The sequence below is a fragment of the Enterobacter sp. A8 genome (assembly GCF_004296595.1).
Taxonomy (GTDB): Bacteria; Pseudomonadota; Gammaproteobacteria; order Enterobacterales; family Enterobacteriaceae; genus Enterobacter; species Enterobacter cloacae.
This window is the reverse complement of sequence record NZ_SCMF01000002.1, coordinates 316,516-335,703: the sequence shown is the minus strand read 5'-3', so window position 1 is coordinate 335,703 and position 19,188 is coordinate 316,516. Positions and strand designations below refer to the sequence as shown.

At 55.2% G+C, this 19,188-nt stretch carries 17 protein-coding genes; 4 read left to right on the top strand and 13 right to left on the bottom strand.

Features of this window, described 5'->3' with window-relative positions:
- Nucleotides 1-37: 37 nt before the first annotated feature.
- Both chiP and chiQ read left to right on the top strand, forming a co-directional pair.
- Nucleotides 38-1,435, top strand: coding sequence for a chitoporin (chiP, locus tag EQV24_RS09645; protein ID WP_130626502.1), 1,398 nt, complete (start codon nucleotides 38-40; stop codon nucleotides 1,433-1,435).
- A 44-nt stretch (nucleotides 1,436-1,479) separates the two neighbouring features.
- Nucleotides 1,480-1,809, top strand: coding sequence for a ChiQ/YbfN family lipoprotein (gene chiQ, locus EQV24_RS09640; protein ID WP_013097564.1), 330 nt, complete (start codon nucleotides 1,480-1,482; stop codon nucleotides 1,807-1,809).
- Between the two features lie 106 nt (nucleotides 1,810-1,915).
- Here chiQ and fur read toward each other — a convergent pair whose 3' ends face one another.
- From fur to ybfF, 4 genes are all read right to left on the bottom strand, one after another.
- On the bottom strand, nucleotides 1,916-2,362 hold the full coding sequence (gene fur / locus EQV24_RS09635; protein WP_010428651.1) for a ferric iron uptake transcriptional regulator: 447 nt from the start codon (nucleotides 2,360-2,362) through the stop codon (nucleotides 1,916-1,918).
- Between the two features lie 290 nt (nucleotides 2,363-2,652).
- The gene (gene fldA, locus EQV24_RS09625; protein WP_008501067.1) at nucleotides 2,653-3,183 is read right to left on the bottom strand and encodes a flavodoxin FldA; all 531 of its coding nucleotides are present in this window, start codon (nucleotides 3,181-3,183) and stop codon (nucleotides 2,653-2,655) included.
- 155 nt (nucleotides 3,184-3,338) lie between these two features.
- The gene (ybfE, locus tag EQV24_RS09620; protein WP_013097563.1) at nucleotides 3,339-3,626 is read right to left on the bottom strand and encodes a LexA regulated protein; all 288 of its coding nucleotides are present in this window, start codon (nucleotides 3,624-3,626) and stop codon (nucleotides 3,339-3,341) included.
- A gap of 128 nt (nucleotides 3,627-3,754) precedes the next feature.
- Complete coding sequence (gene ybfF / locus EQV24_RS09615) at nucleotides 3,755-4,528, bottom strand: esterase (RefSeq protein WP_130626501.1); 774 nt, start codon at nucleotides 4,526-4,528, stop codon at nucleotides 3,755-3,757.
- A gap of 183 nt (nucleotides 4,529-4,711) precedes the next feature.
- Here ybfF and seqA point away from each other — a divergent pair, with 183 nt between their 5' ends.
- Nucleotides 4,712-5,260, top strand: coding sequence for a replication initiation negative regulator SeqA (gene seqA / locus EQV24_RS09610; protein ID WP_023621116.1), 549 nt, complete (start codon nucleotides 4,712-4,714; stop codon nucleotides 5,258-5,260).
- A gap of 24 nt (nucleotides 5,261-5,284) precedes the next feature.
- Nucleotides 5,285-6,925: a phosphoglucomutase (alpha-D-glucose-1,6-bisphosphate-dependent) gene (gene pgm, locus EQV24_RS09605; protein WP_045293394.1), complete on the top strand. Its 1,641-nt coding sequence runs from the start codon at nucleotides 5,285-5,287 to the stop codon at nucleotides 6,923-6,925.
- A gap of 103 nt (nucleotides 6,926-7,028) precedes the next feature.
- Here the strand turns inward: pgm and potE are convergent, their stop codons facing one another.
- From potE to kdpF, 9 genes are all read right to left on the bottom strand, one after another.
- Entirely contained in the window at nucleotides 7,029-8,342 is a 1,314-nt protein-coding gene (potE, locus tag EQV24_RS09600; protein ID WP_100168484.1) for a putrescine-ornithine antiporter, read from the bottom strand.
- On the bottom strand, nucleotides 8,339-10,537 hold the full coding sequence (gene speF, locus EQV24_RS09595; protein ID WP_130626500.1) for an ornithine decarboxylase SpeF: 2,199 nt from the start codon (nucleotides 10,535-10,537) through the stop codon (nucleotides 8,339-8,341). Before speF ends, potE begins: the two co-directional genes overlap by 4 nt.
- A gap of 256 nt (nucleotides 10,538-10,793) precedes the next feature.
- On the bottom strand, nucleotides 10,794-10,898 hold the full coding sequence (gene speFL, locus EQV24_RS09590; RefSeq protein WP_003858645.1) for a leader peptide SpeFL: 105 nt from the start codon (nucleotides 10,896-10,898) through the stop codon (nucleotides 10,794-10,796).
- A 279-nt stretch (nucleotides 10,899-11,177) separates the two neighbouring features.
- Nucleotides 11,178-11,855, bottom strand: a complete 678-nt coding sequence (kdpE, locus tag EQV24_RS09585; protein ID WP_040020625.1) for a two-component system response regulator KdpE — start codon at nucleotides 11,853-11,855, stop codon at nucleotides 11,178-11,180.
- Nucleotides 11,852-14,539, bottom strand: a complete 2,688-nt coding sequence (kdpD, locus tag EQV24_RS09580) for a two-component system sensor histidine kinase KdpD (protein WP_023621125.1) — start codon at nucleotides 14,537-14,539, stop codon at nucleotides 11,852-11,854. The genes kdpE and kdpD overlap by 4 nt, the downstream gene beginning before the upstream one ends.
- Entirely contained in the window at nucleotides 14,540-15,115 is a 576-nt protein-coding gene (gene kdpC, locus EQV24_RS09575; RefSeq protein ID WP_130626499.1) for a potassium-transporting ATPase subunit KdpC, read from the bottom strand.
- A gap of 12 nt (nucleotides 15,116-15,127) precedes the next feature.
- Nucleotides 15,128-17,176 (bottom strand): potassium-transporting ATPase subunit KdpB, encoded by a 2,049-nt coding sequence (gene kdpB, locus EQV24_RS09570; protein ID WP_130626498.1) that lies wholly within the window; start codon nucleotides 17,174-17,176, stop codon nucleotides 15,128-15,130.
- A gap of 17 nt (nucleotides 17,177-17,193) precedes the next feature.
- Nucleotides 17,194-18,873 carry a potassium-transporting ATPase subunit KdpA gene (gene kdpA, locus EQV24_RS09565; protein ID WP_130626497.1) on the bottom strand — a complete coding sequence of 560 codons (1,680 nt, stop codon included), beginning with the start codon at nucleotides 18,871-18,873 and terminating at the stop codon, nucleotides 17,194-17,196.
- Nucleotides 18,873-18,962: a K(+)-transporting ATPase subunit F gene (gene kdpF / locus EQV24_RS09560; RefSeq protein WP_014069365.1), complete on the bottom strand. Its 90-nt coding sequence runs from the start codon at nucleotides 18,960-18,962 to the stop codon at nucleotides 18,873-18,875. The genes kdpA and kdpF overlap by 1 nt, the downstream gene beginning before the upstream one ends.
- Between the last annotated feature and the right edge of the window lie 226 nt (nucleotides 18,963-19,188).

Here is a 19,188-nt window from a genome sequence, read left to right as displayed (position 1 = left end):
GTTTTAGGCGTTTTAATTCGTCAAAGAGGAATAATCTATGCGTACGTTCAGTGGCAAACGTAGTGCGCTGGCGCTGGCTATTGCCGGTGTGACAGCAATGTCAGGCCTGGTGGTGACGCCAGACGCTAAAGCAGCAGGCTTCATCGATGATTCAACCCTCACGGGCGGTATTTATTACTGGCAGCGTGAACGTGACCGTAAAGATGTCACGGAAGATAAATATAAAACGAACCTTTCTCACTCTACCTGGAACGCCAATCTGGATTTCCAGTCTGGTTACGCTGCCGATATGTTCGGTCTGGATATTGCCGCCTTCACGGCAATTGAAATGGCGGAAAATGGTGACAGCGGCCACCCGAACGAAATAGCCTTCTCCTCCAGTAATAAAGCGTATAAAGAAGACTGGTCCGGAGATAAAAGCGGTATCAGCCTGTATAAAGCTGCCGCGAAATTTAAATACGGCCCGGTATGGGCGCGCGGTGGTTATATTCAGCCAACCGGTCAAACCCTGTTAGCACCGCACTGGAGCTTTATGCCAGGTACCTATCAGGGGGCAGAAGCGGGCGCCAATTTTGATTACGGTGACGCAGGTGCGTTGAGCTTCTCGTATATGTGGACCAACGAGTATAAAGCGCCGTGGCATATCGAAATGGACAAGTTCTACCAGAACGATAAAAAAACCAAAGTGGATTATCTTCACTCGCTGGGCGCGAAGTACGACTTTAAAAATGATTTAGTGCTTGAAGCGGCATTTGGTCAGGCGGAAGGTTATATCGATCAGTATTTTGCTAAGGCCAGTTATAAATTTGACATCGCGGGTAGCCCGCTGAGTACCAGCTACCAGTTCTACGGTACGCGAGATAAAGTCAGTGATGGTGGCGTGAATGATATTTATGACGGCACGGCGTGGTTGCAGGCGCTGACCTTCGGCTACAAAGTCGGTCAGGTAGATTTGCGTCTTGAAGGAACGTGGGTAAAAGCGGAAGGGCAGCAGGGCTACTTCCTGCAGCGTATGACCCCAACCTATGCATCTTCAAACGGTCGTCTGGATATCTGGTGGGATAACCGTTCCGACTTCAACGCCGATGGCGAAAAAGCAGTCTTCTTCGGCGCAATGTATGATCTGAAAAACTGGAACCTGCCAGGCTGGGCGGTGGGGGTATCTTACGCCTACGCATGGGATGCGAAGCCTGCTGATATGGCAACGCCAGACGCATACTACGATCCAAACTATCGTCTCAAAGAATCCGCTTACAGCCTGGATGCGATCTACACCCTGCAGGATGGTCGCGCCAAAGGTACTATGTTCAAACTGCACTTTACACAATACGACAACCACTCCGATATCCCGAGCTACGCGGGCGGTTACGGCAACATCTTCCAGGATGAACGCGACGTGAAATTCATGGTTATCGCACCGTTCACCATCTTCTGATGACTCGTCCGGCGGGATAATTCCCGCCGGACCGGAGACTACATATGAAAAAAATTGTAATCGTCGCGTTGCTGGCATCGGGACTGGTGGCTTGTGCGCAGAATCAGGCCCCGAAAGAGGACTCCCGTCTGAAAGAAGCCTACAGCGCGTGTATCAATACGGCGGAAGGTTCGCCGGAGAAGATCGAAGCCTGTCAGAGCGTGCTGAATGTGCTGAAAAAAGAGAAAGCGCATGAACAGTTCGCAACCCAGGAGAATATTCGCGTAATGGATTACCAGGCCTGTATCCAGGCGCGTAAAACCGGTAACGATCAGGAAGTCGCGAAGCGTTGCGATCAGATCTGGAAAGAGATTCGCAGCAACAACAGCCATTAACCCGCTGTTATCATGCCCGGTAGCGCTGCGCTGCCGGGCTTTTTTTTGCCAGACCGCAGGCAAAAAAAAAGCCAACCTTGCGGCTGGCTCAGAGTATGAAACGTGTTTATTTCGCGTCGTGCGCGTGATCGTCTTCGCGGCAATCGCCTTCAGCGCAATGACCATACAGGTACAGGCTGTGGTTCGTCAGGCGGATACCGTGACGTGCGGCGATTTCACGCTGGCGAGATTCAATGGAATCATCGCTGAATTCAATGACCTTGCCGCAATCCAGGCAGATCAGGTGATCGTGGTGATGCTGTTGAGTCAGTTCGAATACAGATTTACCGCCTTCGAAATTATGACGGGTGACAATGCCCGCGTCATCAAACTGGTTCAGCACACGATAGACGGTTGCCAGCCCAATCTCTTCGCCCATGTCGATAAGACGCTTATAAAGGTCTTCCGCACTGACATGGTGATTGTCTGGACCCTGAAGCACTTCAAGGATTTTTAACCGAGGAAGCGTAACTTTCAGGCCAGCCTTCTTTAATGCGGTATTGTTGTCAGTCATGCGGAATCTGTCCTGTTGCTAAACGATTCACTTCTGTAGGAAGTGACAGAAATTGCACCCGGGATAATGCGTCTCATTATAGAACTGCCATGGCTAAATGAAAACTGCAAGTCTCAGGTAAAGTATGCTTATAAAAACGTGGTATCACCAACAAACTTGCATTGTGAAAGCCACGTTTTATCAGGGGGTCATTGTACAGGTCTGGGCGAAAAAGTTAAAAGATTGTAGCAATTAATTTAATCGGTTTGACCTGGTTTATGGGCGCAACCACCGTTGCGCCGCAAGAATCATCAGGCGTTGAGAATATCGTCCAGGTGCAGCTCTTCACGGATCTGCTTAACCCATTTTTCAACGCGCTCGGCGGTCAGTTCTGGCTGACGGTCTTCGTCAATCGCCAGACCCACGAAGTGATCGTCGTCTGCCAGACCTTTAGACGCTTCGAAGTGGTAACCAGCGGTAGGCCAGTGACCTACAATAACGGCACCGTTTGGCTCAATAATGTCGCGGATGGTGCCCAGCGCATCACAGAAGTACTCTGCATAGTCTTCCTGGTCGCCGCAGCCAAACAGGGCAACCAGCTTGCCGTTGAAATCCACCTCTTCCAGCGTTGGGAAGAAATCATCCCAGTCACACTGGGCTTCACCGTAATACCAGGTCGGAATACCCAGCAGCAGGATGTCATAGCCTTCGAGATCTTCTTTGCTGCTCTTGGCGATGTCGTGCACATCGGCAACGTCTTTACCGAGCTGTTTCTGAATGTTTTTTGCGATATTTTCGGTATTGCCGGTATCACTGCCGAAGAAAATGCCGATAATTGCCATGAGTAAAATAACCTCTTGATACTTAATGGTATGGTGGCGCAATTTGTCCACGGATAAAGGCAATAATAGCAGAACAGGCAACCCTGCGGAAACAGCTATCGCGCAGGACTGCACTCTGTGCTACATGAAAAGGGTAATGAAGGGATTTTTCGGACTTATGCCTTACTGCGCATGGTCTCGAGTTGGGTGAGTAACATCTCTTCGATCAGCTCGCTGCGGCTGATATTACGCGCGTCAGCCAGTTCGTTTAGCGCATCGACAGCGTCGGCGTTGAGCTTCAGTTCGACACGCTTAAGCCCACGATTTTTATCGCGTTTAAGCTGGTTGCGTTTATTAATACGCAGCTGTTCGTCGCGCGAAAGCGGATTCGTTTTTGGTCGTCCCGGTCGACGCTCATTCGCGAACAGATCTAGTGTCGTACGGTCCGTTTGTTCTTTGGCCATGATTCTGAGACTTCGGGGGAAACACGCCGCCCTGCTAATGCCTGGGCGATAAGCGCGCCATCATACATCACCAAAAACGGCACGCCAACGACTGGAAGCCCGCAGCCTTCCAGTCGCTCTCTTTTTAATCAATTTGCCGTATCAGTCAGATAGCGGCGAATGGCGCGTAAGACGGCATCTGGTTTTTCCGCATGAACCCAATGTCCGGCGCCAGCTATGACATGAGCGCGTGCCTGCGGGAATTGCGCCAGCAAGGTATCGCGACAGGCGTCGGTAACGTAGGGCGAATTGCCGCCACGAATGAAGAGGGTAGGGTGCGGCCATGCCGGTACGGTTTCCCAACCAACGATGTTATCGTACTGCTCCCACAGCACCGGCACGTTGAACCGCCACTGGCCGTCAACGAACGATTTCAGCAGAAACTGGATAACCCCTTCTTCATCCAGATGCTCACGCATAACGACAGCTGCCTGTTGGCGCGTCGAGGCGCCAGCGTTGGTCACCGCGTTGATGGCGGCGAAAATCTCATCATGGCGACGGACATTGTAATCCACCGGGGCGACATCTATGACCACCAGGCCACTTATTCTTTCTGGTGCCAGAGCCGTCAGGGCCATGACCGCTTTGCCGCCCATTGAATGCCCGATCAATGTCACTTTCTCGAGAGTGTTGGCATCCAGCGTATCCAGCAGATCCTGCGCCATGGCCGCATAGGTCATCTCTTCTGAACGCCCGGAAAGGCCATGATTTCGCATATCCACCTGCAAAATATCGTGATCGGTAACCAGATCGCGCGCCAGCACGCCCAGGTTATCCAGGCTGCCAAACAGCCCGTGAACCAGTACGATGGGAGGATTCGTGTTCGGCGATTGTGCAGATTGCGCTCGGGTATTCAATTTCATGGCAAAGTTCTTTTTTTAGGTGTGACAGGTTAGGGTATTATGTTGACCATTCTGCCGCCCGGCTGCAAGGTTCCAGTTTAATCTGACTTTTGCCGCCAACCTGGTTTGACGCTATCCGCTGTTGGGATTTGACTTTATAATCTCAACGACTTGTATTCAGATAAGATATCGCACTGGATTAAGATGAAAACAATCGAAGTTGATGACGAACTCTATCAGTTTATTGCCAGCCAAACGCGGCATATCGGGGAGAGCGCGTCCGACATTTTACGGCGCATGCTTAAAATTTCCGCCGCCTCACCGTCTGCTACCCCAGCCACTAAAGATGTCGTGTCTCAGCCGAGTGTTGTTGCACAAGCAAAACCTGCCGCCGTGCAGGTGAAAGACAAAGTACGTGCGATGCGCGAGCTGCTGCTGTCTGATGAATATGCAGAGCAGAAAAAAGCGGTCAACCGCTTCATGCTGGTGCTGTCTACACTTTATTCACTGGATAACAAGGCGTTTGCTGAAGCGACTGAGTCGCTGCACGGTCGCACGCGCGTCTATTTCGCGGGCGACGAGCAGACGCTGCTGCAAAATGGCAACCAGACCAAACCTAAACATGTCCCTGGCACACCGTACTGGGTCATCACCAATACCAATACGGGCCGCAAGTGCAGCATGGTTGAACACATCATGCAGTCCATGCAGTTCCCGGCGGAATTGATTGAAAAGGTTTGCGGTACAATTTAACCCTTGCATCAGAAGGACCCGGTAATGGCAAATCACAGCCGTGCAGGCCAACCTGCACAACAAAGCGATTTGATTAACGTCGCTCAGCTGACCGCGCAGTATTATGTGCTGAAACCGGTCGTGGGCAACGCAGAACACGCAGTGAAGTTTGGGACATCAGGCCATCGCGGTAGCGCGGCACGCCATAGCTTTAACGAACCGCACATTCTGGCCATTGCTCAGGCCATCGCGGAAGAGCGCGCCAAAAACGGTGTTACCGGTCCGTGCTACGTGGGGAAAGATACTCACGCCCTGTCTGAACCGGCATTCATTTCCGTGCTGGAAGTTCTGGCGGCGAACGGCGTTGATGTAATTGTGCAGGAAAATAACGGTTTCACCCCAACGCCTGCCGTCTCTAACGCTATCCTTGTGCACAACAAAAAAGGTGGCCCACAGGCTGACGGTATCGTTATCACGCCTTCTCACAACCCGCCGGAAGACGGTGGTATCAAATACAACCCACCTAACGGTGGCCCGGCAGATACCAACGTCACCAAAGTGGTGGAAGACCGCGCCAACGCCTTAATGGCCGATGGTCTGAAAGGCATTAAGCGTATTTCTCTGGATGCGGCCATGGCGTCCGGCCACGTGAAAGAGCAGGATCTGGTGCAGCCGTTCGTGGAAGGGCTGGCGGATATCGTCGATATGGCGGCTATCCAGAAAGCCGGCCTGAAGCTGGGTGTGGATCCGCTGGGCGGCTCCGGTATTGAATACTGGAAACGCATTGCAGAGCATTACAAGCTGGATCTGACCATCGTTAACGATCACGTCGATCAGACCTTCCGCTTTATGCACCTTGATAAAGACGGCGCGATCCGTATGGACTGCTCCTCCGAGTGCGCGATGGCAGGCCTGCTGGCACTGCGTGACAAATTCGATCTGGCCTTCGCCAACGACCCGGATTATGACCGCCACGGTATCGTTACCCCGGCCGGGCTGATGAACCCAAACCACTACCTGGCTGTGGCAATCAACTACCTGTTCCAGCATCGTCCACAGTGGGGCAAAGAGGTGGCTGTAGGTAAAACGCTGGTTTCTTCAGCCATGATCGACCGCGTGGTCGATGCGCTGGGTCGCAAGCTGGTGGAAGTGCCGGTGGGCTTTAAATGGTTTGTTGACGGTCTGCATGACGGCAGCTTCGGCTTTGGTGGTGAAGAGAGCGCGGGGGCATCCTTCCTGCGTTTCGACGGCACACCATGGTCAACCGACAAAGACGGTATCATCATGTGTCTGCTGGCGGCGGAGATCACCGCGGTCACCGGCAAGAACCCGCAGGAACACTACGACGAGCTGGCGGCGCGCTTTGGTGCTCCGAGCTACAACCGTATCCAGGCAAGCGCGACCTCCGCACAGAAAGCTGCCCTGTCTAAACTCTCTCCGGAGATGGTCAGTGCCAGCACGCTGGCCGGTGATCCGATTACGGCACGTCTGACGGCTGCGCCGGGTAACGGTGCCTCTATTGGTGGTCTGAAAGTGATGACCGAAAATGGCTGGTTCGCCGCGCGTCCATCCGGTACGGAAGATGCGTACAAAATCTATTGTGAAAGCTTCCTCGGCGCTGAGCATCGCCAGCAGATTGAGAAAGAAGCGGTAGAGATTGTCAGCGAAGTGCTGAAAAACGCGTAAGTGGTGTTCGGTGCGGGCTGATGCCCTCACCCCGGCCCTCTCCCACAGGGAGAGGGTGAAAACACTAAAAACGGCAACCCCTGGGTTGCCGTTTTGCTTTTACCTAACTATGTTTATTCTTCAATTCAAACCGCGGTGAGACCAGCCCGTACAGCGTCCATCCCATAAAGGTCACCATCGCACCATAAAGCATCGCCTCCTGGCCGGATGAGTAGAGCGCATAGAAGCTGTAAATCGCCCCAATCAGCGCCACAATATTGGCCGCCCGTGCTTTACGGGGATCGACTTTCGCCACCTTCTGAATGATCACCAGCGCCGCCATCGACAGAATATATGGAATGATATTTGTCACCACCGCCAGGTTGACCAGCACGTTGAACTGGCTGTTCAGGGATGGGCTAATGGTCATCAGCGATAACCCGCTCTGGAAGATGACAATGGCCAGCATGCCCTGCACCGGCGCATCGGCTTTGGTCACGCGGGAGAAGATTTTCGGGAAGTAACCTTCGTCAGCCGAAGATTTAAACACCTGCGCGATGGTGAACTGCCAGCCGAGGAGTGAACCGCAGCAGGACATGACCATCAGCCCCATGATCACTTTCCCGACTTCCGGGGTGAACATCTGCGCGAAGGCCAGCCCAAACGGCGCCGTGGAGTTAGCCAAATCCATGTTCGGTACGATACCGGCAATAACGTTAGTGGAGACGATATAGATCACCGCCGCGCCCAGCGTTCCGCCAAGAACGGCAATCGGGACGTTCTTTTCCGGGTTCTCTACCACTTCCGCGTTTGCGCAGGCGGATTCCAGACCGAGGAAGGCCCACAGCGTCATGGCGATAGAGGACCCCACAGCGGAAAAGAACGGCACATGGTGCGGGTTCCAGGAGTTCGCGTACAGGGTCGGACTGAACCAGAACCAGCCGATGATGCACAGCCCGACAACCGGGATAATCACGCCCCAGACGGTGATGCTACTTAACTGACCCGTGATGCGCGCGCCGCCAAAGTTGGCCACGGTGCAGATCCACAATACGCCGATGGTGGCCAAACCAATTTGCACCGGGCTGAGCGTGGCACCAAACAGCTCCGTACCGTAACCCACGGCGGAGATGGCAATCGCCACGTTGGCGATCAGCAGCGACACGCCATAGGTGTAGTTAGCCATAAAGTTGCCAGATTTGCCGAAGGCGTATTCGGCGTAGCCGCCCATCCCGCCTGACTTGCGGCTGAACATTCCGCATTTGGCAAATGCCCATGCCAGCGCCATGGAGCCGACCGCGGTTACCAGCCAGGAGATAATCGAAATGGTACCCACCTCGGCAAGTTTGGTGGGCAGCATAATAATCCCTGACCCCATCATGTTGACCATGGTGAGGATGGTCAGCTGCATCACGCCCATCTTGTTGGACTTACTCATAATTTTTCTCCTTTCAGCAGCGCGGGCTGAGCGGCGGGTTGTTTGATGACGTTACAGCGAACCTGTTTGCGTCCGTCACACTCCTCAACGTACACACCCTGTAGTTCCGGTGCGAAGCCCGGTAAAAGGTTGATACCCTCTTCCAGCGCGGCAAAGTAGCGCAGGACGGAGCCTCCCCAGACTTCACCCGGAACCACGCACAGCACGCCTGGTGGGTAAGGCAGGGCGCCTTCGGCGGCAATGCGGCCTTCCGCATCACGCAGGGAGACCAGTTCAACCTCACCACGCAGATACGCATAGTTTGCGTCCTGCGGGTTCATCATCACGCGAGGGAAGTGAGACTTGCGGAACATCTCTTTTTGCAGCTGTTTCACGTTATGGCGGGCGTACAGTTCATGCATCTCCTGGCATATCTGGCGCAGGGTATAACCGGCGTAGCGTTCCGGGTATTGCTTACAGATAGACGGAAGCACCTCTTTTAATGGCGCATCGGTCTGAAGCAGTTTTTCGAAACGCACCAACTGTGCCACCAGCTGCTGCAGCTTGCCCATATCTTCCGCAGGGGTCAGCAGGAACAGGATCGAGTTGAGATCGCATTTCTCCGGCACGATGCTGTTTTCACGCAGGAAGTTAGCCAGGATGGTGGCGGGCACGCCGAAACCCTCATACTCGCCGGTACGGGCGTTGATGCCCGGCGTGGTCAACAGCAGTTTGCACGGGTCGATAAGGTATTGATGCTCGGCATACCCTTCAAAAGCGTGCCAGTTTTCACCCGGCACAAAGTGGAAGAAGCGCAGGTCGGTGGCAATTTCAGCCGTGTCCCAGCTTTCCCACGGACGGCCATCTACCAGCTCCGGCACGAACGGGCGAATAAACTGGCAGTTCTCCAGGATCAGCTTGCGTGCTTCAATGCCGGTAACCACGCAGTCCATCCACATATTGCGGCCACTCTGCCCCTCGTGCATGCGGGCGTTGATATCCAGTGCGGCAAACAGGGGGTAGAACGGGCTGGTGGAGGCGTGCATCATAAAGGCGTTATTCAGGCGCTTGTGCGGGACATAGCGCGGTTGGCCTTTAATATGGCGGTCTTTCTTGTGAATTTGCGAGGTCTGCGAAAAACCCGCCTGCTGTTTATGGACTGACTGGGTAACCAGGATCCCCGGATCGTTTTCGTTCAGCTCCAGCAGCAGCGGAGAGCAGTCGGCCATCATCGGAATAAATTGCTCGTAGCCCACCCAGGCAGAATCGAACAGGATGTAGTCGCACAGGTGACCAATTTTATCGACGACCTGGCGGGCGTTATAAATGGTGCCATCGTAGGTGCCCAGCTGGATCACCGCCAGACGGAACGGACGTTCGTCACGCGCACGACCCGGCGCCACTTCCGATACCAGCTCGCGCAGGTAGCTCTCCTCAAAGCAGTGGGCATCAATGCCACCAATAAAGCCGTACGGGTTGCGCGCCGTTTCCAGATAGACCGGCGTGGCACCCGCCTGAAGCAGGGCTCCGTGGTGGTTGGATTTATGGTTATTACGATCGAACAGCACCAGGTCGCCGGGGGTGAGCAGGGCGTTTAGCACCACTTTGTTAGATGATGAGGTACCGTTCAGCACAAAGTAGGTTTTATCCGCATTAAACACTTTCGCCGCGTGTTGCTGGGCAATGCACGGCGCGCCTTCATGAATCAGCAGATCCCCCATGGCCACGTCGGCGTTGCACAGATCGGAGCGGAAAAGCGTTTCGCCGAAGAAATCGACAAATTGATTACCGGCAGGATGACGGCGGAAAAATTGCCCACCCTGATGCCCCGGACAATCGAATGCGCTGTTGCCCTGATTCACGTAGTCGACCAGTGCGCGGAAAAACGGGGGGCGTAGCTGGGTTTCGTACTTCTGCGCGGCCGCTTCCAGTTGACGTCCGTAAAAGTCGTTACTGGTCTCTGAACACTCAAACACACCGTGGATGCGCGATAAATATTCAGCCGGAATGAACTCTTCTTTATGTGTCGCAATGAATACGGGAATACCAAACCCGGTAGCTTCTATTTCTTCCAGAGTGCCACTGGAAATATCGCTCACGGCCAGAACAATGGCGGCCACGTCAATATAATCAGAGGTGCTGACATCTACCAGTTCACGGTGAGTGGTAAAGCAATCAGGGCATGCACGGCTGGTTGCAATTTTTAAACTTTTCATCTTTCTCTCTTTATTTAAGGCAATATTCGTCCCTCGATTTCTCGCAAGAAAGAAATCGATAATGTCCGGAAAAAAAAGCAAAGTGTGGCCGCTGATAAAAAATCAGTAAGTTGCTTTTTAATGAATGAGATTCAGTCCGCCCGGCTGCGGATAAGTCTGAATTAAATTGAATGAACGCACGCCTTCACAGGCAACGGCCTGTAAAATAGAGTTTTTTCAGGTTAACCTGCAAGCGGGTGCGCCAGAAGTCGAAGGACTACCGGGCATTAAAGAGATGGAAGTCAAAGCAGTTTCGGTGGGCAAACATCATGATATGTGTTGTCCGCCTTATATGGGGCATCAAGCGATTATTGTTTTCCATGTTTCATTTTCCTTTCAGTAATTGAAAGCATGGTCATTTTATCCAGGAAAAAGCGATTAACTGTGAATCAGATCACCCTTAACTGATCAAATCAGAAATAATTATTCGTTTTCGATGAATATCGCAGATCAAAACACTGGTTTGTTGATAATGCGTTAACGGATTGTATTGTTTCTGTTTTGAATGAGCGAAAATAAGCCAAAATTATCGCTTATGGCTTATTTAAACGGAATTATGTGGGTGGGTTTGTTTTTATTGGAAATAAAATTGAATAGTTATTCAAAGCATAAACCGATAACCGATACCGGTTTCAGTTAATAAATGGCGAGGACGTGCGGGGTCGGTTTCAAGTTTCTGGCGCAGGTGACCCATATATATGCGTAAATAGTGACTATGTTCCACGGCGTTGGGTCCCCACACCTGAGCCAGCAGCTGACGTTGGGTCAGCACCTTACCGTGGTTGTTGAGCAAAACCGCAAGCAGGCGGAACTCTATCGGCGTGAGATGGATCTCCTCTTCACCGCGCACAATACGTCGCGAAGCGAGATCGACCTGCACATCACCGAAAGTGTACGTTGGGTCGGCAGGCGTGGCGGCACCGTGGCGACGCAGCGCCACACGAAGGCGAGCCTGTAACTCACCAATCCCAAAAGGTTTAATAAGATAGTCGTCCGCCCCGGCATCCAGCGCGGCGATTTTATCCGACTCTTCGGTGCGTGCGGAGAGCACCAGAATGGGCATCTGGCTCCACTGGCGCACCTCGCGAATAAAATCGATACCGTCGCCATCCGGCAAACCGAGATCGAGGATCACCAGGTCCGGCTTGCGGGTAGCGGCTTCAATCAACCCGCGCTGGAGCGTACCGGCATCATGAACGCGCAGACCGTCACCTTCCAGCGCAGCGCGCAGAAACCGGCTAATGGCGAGTTCATCTTCTACAATCAGGACGTTGATCACAAATCCTCTGGTAATTCATCAAGTTCTGGCGGGGTGTCCAGAGGAAGTGTAACACAAAAACGTGCACCTCCTTCCGGGCGGTTCTCCGCCGAAATGGTGCCGCCATGGACGTCAATAATGGCCTGGCAGATCGCCAGACCCAGCCCAACCCCCGGAATGGCAGACTCTTTATTGCCCCGTGAGAATTTTTCGAATATCGCTTTTTCCTGCCCGGCAGGAATACCGGGCCCGGTGTCCCAGACATCGAGCCGCAGGGTGTGATCTTCCACCGAAGCATTCACCCCAATTTGCGCGTGTGCTCCGGCATATTTACCCGCATTTTCCAGCAGATTAATTAACACCCGCTCAAACAGCGGGCCATCAACGTGAATTAATGTCAGGGGATCGGGCATGTTCAGGGCGATATGCCGTCCGCCGAGACCGGGCTCCAGCATTTTCAGCGCGCTTCCTACCACTTCCTCAAGCGTGAGCCACTCTTTTTTGAGGTTGAACCCGCCAGACTGTATCCGCGCCATATCGAGCAGGTTATTCACCAGCCGCGTGGTGTTCAGCACGTGCTGGCGGATCTCGCTGGCCTGCAGGGCGTGTTTTGAACCTTCAGCCGCCAGATCCAGGGTCAGAATTTCCGACTGGCCAAACAGCACGGTGAGAGGCGTGCGAAGATCGTGTGAGAGCGCTGCCAGCAGCGAGTTGCGAATGCTTTCGCGCTCGCTTGCCAGCCGGGCCTGTTCTTCGCTGGCAGTCAGCGCCAGCCGCTCCAGGGCGCTGGCAACCAGCAACGTAAAGGTCTCGAGCAGCCTCTGCTGCTCGGGGATCATCAGCTGGCGCAGATTAGAAGGCTCGACGATGACCAGCCCCTGATTTTTATCCGCGCTGCGCAGCGGCAGGATCTGATACGGCACGCCGGGGAGGGTGTCTGTCCCTGCGCCTGCCGGTAACCCTTTATCGAAGCTCCAGCGTGCAATGGCCTCATCCCACGGCGTCATGCCCGTGGCCGACGTCAGCGGGCGCAGCTTACCGTGCTCATCCGGGAGTAAAATCAGGTTGCTGGCGTTAAATGTCGAGCGGATAAACTGCTCGCTGGTCTGGACGATATCCAGCGGCGTGCGGCCTACCGCCAGCGATTTAGACATCTCGTATAAATGTCGGGTGCGCTGTTCGCGATAGCGGGCGATACGCGCCTGATAGCGAACGCCTGCCGTCAGATTCCCGATCACCAGCCCGACGGTGAGCATGACGGCAAACGTGAGGACGTACTGTACGTCCGAGACGGCAAGCGTTCCGCGCGGGTCGATAAAGAAGAGATCGAAGCTGATGACGTTAATCACCGTCGCCAGGACTGACGGCCAGCGCCCGTAGAAGAGCGCCACCACCACCACGCCGAGCAGGTAGATCATCACCAGGTTGGCGGCATCAAACGCAATCAGCCACTGGCTGGCAATAAAGGTAATCAGGGCGCAAAGCACGACGGCGATAAGGCAACCGCGAAGCTGGATGCGCCATTTATCGGTGAACGTGCGGCTGTCTGGCGCGCGGTTGGGTAACGGCGTGGGTTTGTCATCCAGCGCCACGACCACCAGATCCAGGTCGGGTGCACGCCGGGCCAGTTTGTCGGCAAACGATTCGCGGCTAAACCAGCGCCGGTGCTGGCGACGGCCAATGACAATTTTGCCCAGGTTGTGCTCACGCGCGTAGCGCAGAATGGCTTTATCTTCCTGCGGATCGGAGAGGGTCGCGGTTTCCGCCCCCAGCTCCTGCGCCAGGCGCAGCGCACTCAGGATCGCGCGACGCTGGTTTTCTGGCAGGGCGTGAAGCTGCGGCGTTTCGACATACACCGCGTGCCAGACGCTGCCAAATTTCGCAGCCAGCCGGGCGGCGGTACGGACAAGCTTTTCATTGCCGCTACCGTGACCAATGCACAGCAGGATGGCATCCCGCGTATGCCAGACGCGTTCCTGTCCTTGCAGATCGCGCCAGGCACGCATCTGGTCATCCACGCGATCGGCGGTGCGGCGCAGGGCCAGTTCGCGCAGGGCGATCAGGTTGCCTTTACGAAAGAAGTGTTCGATGGCGCGTTCGGCCTGGCCTGCAATATAGACTTTCCCTTCATGCAGGCGCTGGCGCAGATCGTCTGGCGGCAGGTCCACCAGCACTACTTCATCGGCGGAGTCAAAGAACGGATCCGGCACCGTTTCGCGCACCTGAATGCCGGTCACGCCGCTGACCACGTCGTTCAGGCTTTCAAGATGCTGAACATTCACCGTAGTGAAGACGTCAATCCCGGCTTCAAGTAACTCTTCTACGTCCTGCCAGCGTTTGGGGTGGCGCGAGCCTGGCGCATTGCTGTGCGCCAGTTCGTCCATCAGAATAAGGGCGGGGCGGCGGGCGAGGGCGGCGTCGAGATCAAACTCCGTCACCAGCCTGCCACGATGGCTGATACGGCGAGGAGGCTGCGTGGCCAGCCCCTTTAACAACGCCGCGGTCTCTTTACGGCCGTGGGTTTCCACCACGCCGATCAGAATATCGAGCCCCTGAGCCCGAAGCCGCTGAGCTTCTGTCAGCATGGCGAAGGTTTTCCCGACGCCCGCGCAGGCGCCGAAGAAAATTTTCAGCTTGCCGCGATGGGCTTCAGCTGTCTGTTCCAGCAGCCTGTCAGGATCCGGGCGCAAGGGCTCGTCGGTCATTTAGTTATTCCTTAGCGCGTCCAGCGCCAGATTCAGCTCAACAATATTCACTACCGGCATGCCAATGAAACTGACCAGCGGGTTTTGCGTGTGCGCTGCCACCAGCTGGCTGACCTGCTCGACGCTAAGATGACGGGCCGCGGCGACGCGCGGTATCTGCCAGGCCACCGCTTCAGGCGTCAGGCTGTAGTCCAGCCCACTGGCGGAGGCGGTCACCAGTTCCACTGGAATCTCCCGGCTGGCCTGCGGGTTGGCGCTGCGCAGGGCCGCCACACGCTCAGCGATGGCTTTATCCAGTTCAGGATTACTGCCCGCCAGGTTGCTCCCGCCGGATGCCATCGGATTATACGGGCTATCGGCGGTAGCGGAAGGGCGTCCCTGAAAGTACCGGGCGTCCGTAAAGTTTTGACCAATCAGGCGGGAGCCGCGGTTTTCACCCTGCTGTATGATCAGCGAGCCATTGGCCTGATCCTTGAACCACCACTGGCCCAGCGCGGTGGTCAGCAGCGGGTAAAGCCCACCTGTAATGAGAGACAGCAGAATAAACAGAAGTATAGCGGGACGTAACATCGTCATTTGATTCACCTTTTAAACCAGCCCGAACAGCGTTAACAGCAGGTCGATAGCTTTAATCCCGATAAAGGGCACCAGCAGCCCGCCCAGCCCGTAAATCCACAGGTTACGGCGCAGCATGGCAGCAGCCGTCAGCGGTTTATAGCTCACCCCTTTCAGCGCCAGCGGGATCAGGAAGACAATAATCAGGGCGTTGAAAATCACCGCACTGAGAATGGCCGAAGACGGGGAGTGCAGATGCATCACGTTCAGCGCGTTTAGCTGCGGATAGGTGGCCGCGAACGCTGCGGGAATAATGGCGAAATACTTCGCCACGTCATTGGCGATACTGAACGTGGTCAATGACCCGCGCGTCATCAGCATCTGTTTACCGATATGCACCACTTCAATCAGCTTGGTCGGGTTAGAGTCAAGGTCGACCATGTTGCCCGCCTCTTTTGCTGCCTGGGTACCGGAGTTCATCGCCACCGCCACGTCGGCCTGTGCGAGGGCAGGGGCGTCGTTGGTGCCGTCACCGGTCATCGCGACCAGACGACCTTCCGCCTGGTACTGACGGATCAACGCCAGCTTGGCTTCCGGTGTGGCTTCCGAGAGGAAATCATCCACGCCCGCTTCTGCGGCAATCGCGGCGGCAGTCAACCGGTTATCCCCGGTGATCATCACCGTTTTGATCCCCATTTTACGCAACTGGGCGAAACGCTCTTTAATGCCGCCTTTGACGATGTCCTTCAGCGCAATCACCCCCAGCACATTCGCCCCTTCGGCTACGACCAGCGGTGTGGCCCCCTGGCGGGCAACGCTCTCAACCAGATTGTCCACTTCCGGTGGAAAATGGCCGTTGTTGGCTTCAATGTGGCGACGAATGGCATCAACGGAACCTTTACGGATCATGCGCTCCTGAATGTTGATACCGCTCATTCGGGTTTGTGCCGTGAAGGGGACAAAAGTGGCGTGCAGGCTCTGCACATCACGCTGGCGCAGATTAAAGCGCTGTTTCGCCAGAATAACGATGCTGCGGCCTTCCGGCGTTTCATCGGCAAGAGACGAGAGCTGGGCGGCATCGGCCAGCGTTTTTTCATCCACGCCCGGGGCAGGTAAAAACTCGGAGGCCTGGCGGTTGCCGAGGGTGATGGTCCCGGTTTTATCCAGCAGCAGCACATCCACGTCACCGGCGGCCTCTACGGCGCGTCCGCTGGTGGCGATAACGTTCGCGCCCAGCATGCGGCTCATACCCGCCACGCCAATAGCGGAGAGCAGGCCGCCGATGGTGGTTGGGATCAGGCAGACCAGCAGCGCCACCAGCACGGTGATGCTGACCGCGGTGCCCGCGTAGCTGGAGAAGGGCCACAGCGTGGCGGTAGCCAACAGGAAGACGATGGTCAGCGCCACCAGCAGAATGGTGAGGGCAATTTCGTTGGGTGTTTTACGACGCTGCGCGCCCTCAACCATGGCGATCATCCGGTCGAGGAAGGTTTCACCCGGGTTGACGCTGCACTGGATCACCAGCCAGTCGGAGAGAATACGCGTCCCGCCCGTGACCGAGGCGAAGTCACCGCCAGATTCACGAATGACCGGCGCGGATTCCCCGGTAATAGCGCTCTCGTCTATCGAGGCGCCCCCTTCAATGACTTCGCCATCACAGGGGATGATGTCACCGGCTTCCACCAGCACCACATCGCCTTTACGCAGCTCATCTGCCGGCACGTGGTCCATCTGCGCGCCGTATTTTGGCTCACGTAATTTGCGTGCGAAGGCGGTCTTTTTTACCCCTTTCAGGCTGTTGGCCTGCGCTTTACTGCGGCCTTCCGCCAGCGCCTCGGCAAAGTTGGCAAACAGCACGGTAAACCACAGCCACAGGCTGATGGCTCCGGTGAACATCGCGTTGCCCGGGAGGTGACCCGTTCCCATGGCAATCGCCAGGACGGTAGTCAGCACGCTGCCTGCCCAGACGATAAACATCACCGGGTTGTGCCACTGTACGCGCGGGCTCAGCTTTTTCACCGCATCCATGAGGGCCTGACGAACTAACGACGGTTCGAACAGGGCCAGTTGTTTACGACTCATGACAATTCTCCGCAAAATCAGCGTAAAGAGAGGGTTTCCGCGACCGGGCCTAACGCGAGGGCGGGGATAAAGGTCAGGGCGCCTACCAGCAACACGGTGCCGGTCAGCAGGCCAATAAACAGCGCACCGTGTGTCGGTAATGTACCGGTGGTGGTCGGTTGGATTTTTTTATTCACCAGCGATCCGGCGATGGCCATCACCGGCACAATCACGCCGAAGCGGCCGACAAACATGCAGAAAGCCAGCAGACAGTTCCAGAAAGGCGAGTTGGCACTTAAGCCTGCAAAGGCGCTGCCGTTGTTGTTCGCCGCAGACGAGACGGCGTAGAGCACTTCACTAAAGCCATGGATACCCGGGTTAAAGATGCCGCTGCGCCCGGCTTCGGTCATCAGTGCCAGCGCGGTGCCGAGCAGCACGAGAGCAGGCGTGACCAGAATGGCCAGCGCGGTTAATTTCATCTCCCGGACGTCGATTTTTTTGCCCAGGTATTCCGGGGTACGGCCAATCATCAGACCGGCGATAAACACCGCCAGCAGCACAAACAGCAGCATGCCGTAAAGACCAGAGCCCACGCCGCCAAACACCACTTCGCCAATCTGCATCAGCCACATTGGGATCATGCCACCCAGTGCCGTAAAGGAGTCATGCATGGCGTTAACCGCCCCGCACGAGGCTGCGGTGGTAACCACGGCAAACAAACTGCTGGACAGGATGCCAAAGCGACTCTCTTTCCCTTCCATGTTGATCGCGCTGTCAGCGCCCAGCGTCAGGAAATGCGGATTACCTTTCCATTCCGCCCACATCACCAGCGCGACGCAGACCACGAAGATCAGAGACATGGTCCACAGAAGGGTGCGTCCCTGACGGCGGTCGTTGACCACATCGCCAAAGGCAAAACAGAGCGCGGCGGGGATCAGGAAGATCGCCAGCATTTCGACAAAGTTGGTCAGCGCTGTTGGGTTTTCAAACGGATGCGACGAGTTGGCGTTGAAGAAGCCACCGCCGTTAGTCCCGAGCATCTTAATGGCTTCCTGCGAGGCCACCGGCCCCATAGGCAAAAGCTGTTTTGCCCCTTCCAGAGAGGTATACGGCGCGTAAGGCAGCAGGTTTTGCAGGGTACCTTGCTGAATAAAGAACAGCGCGATAATGAGGGCAGCAGGGAGCAGTATCCACAGCGTGATGCGTGTCAGATCGACCCATGCGTTGCCCAGCGTGCTGATATTTTGACGCGCAAAGGCACGCGTGAGCGCGAAGATCACCGCAATACCGGTGGCAGCAGAGAGGAAGTTTTGCACGGTTAACCCGGCCATCTGGCTAAAGTAGCTCAGCGTGGTTTCCCCGGCATAGGACTGCCAGTTGGTGTTAGTGACAAAGCTGACTGCCGTGTTCAGCGCCAGATGCCAGGACAGACCCGGTAACTGCTGCGGGTTGAGCGGTAAGCTCCCCTGCAGCATCAGCATGCTGAAGAGGACGATGAGGCCGACAATATTCAGCAGCAGGAGCGCCATCAGATACTGGCGCCAGTTCATTTCCCCCTCCCGAATGCCCAGAACGCGCCAGATCCCTTTTTCAACGCGACCTGCCACCGGCAGCGCCACGTTGTTAATCATCCTTGCCAGCACTGTTCCCAGCGGTCTTGCCAGCAGGAACAACACCCCTAAAAAACTGGCAATAAGCAAAAACGCCTGAGCAGCCATCAGAATGCCTCCGCATTAATCAGGGCATAAACCAGATAACCCAATAACAGGAATACCAGCACGATGCCGGCAATAAGGCCTGCACTCACAATCCACCTCCGGGTGACATTTGTATTTGTGCTAACGGTAGGATTTATGGCGCAAAGATTTCGCAAAAATCAGGACGAGGGGTGTAAAAAAAGTATAAAAATGGCAAAGCCCACAATTTAACTATTGATAAGTAAATCGTTAACTTTTTTGTAACTTAATTACGGTGTGAATGTAAATTTTGGCTAAACGGCTAAAAATAAGTGGTCGGATGAGTAGTAAAATTAC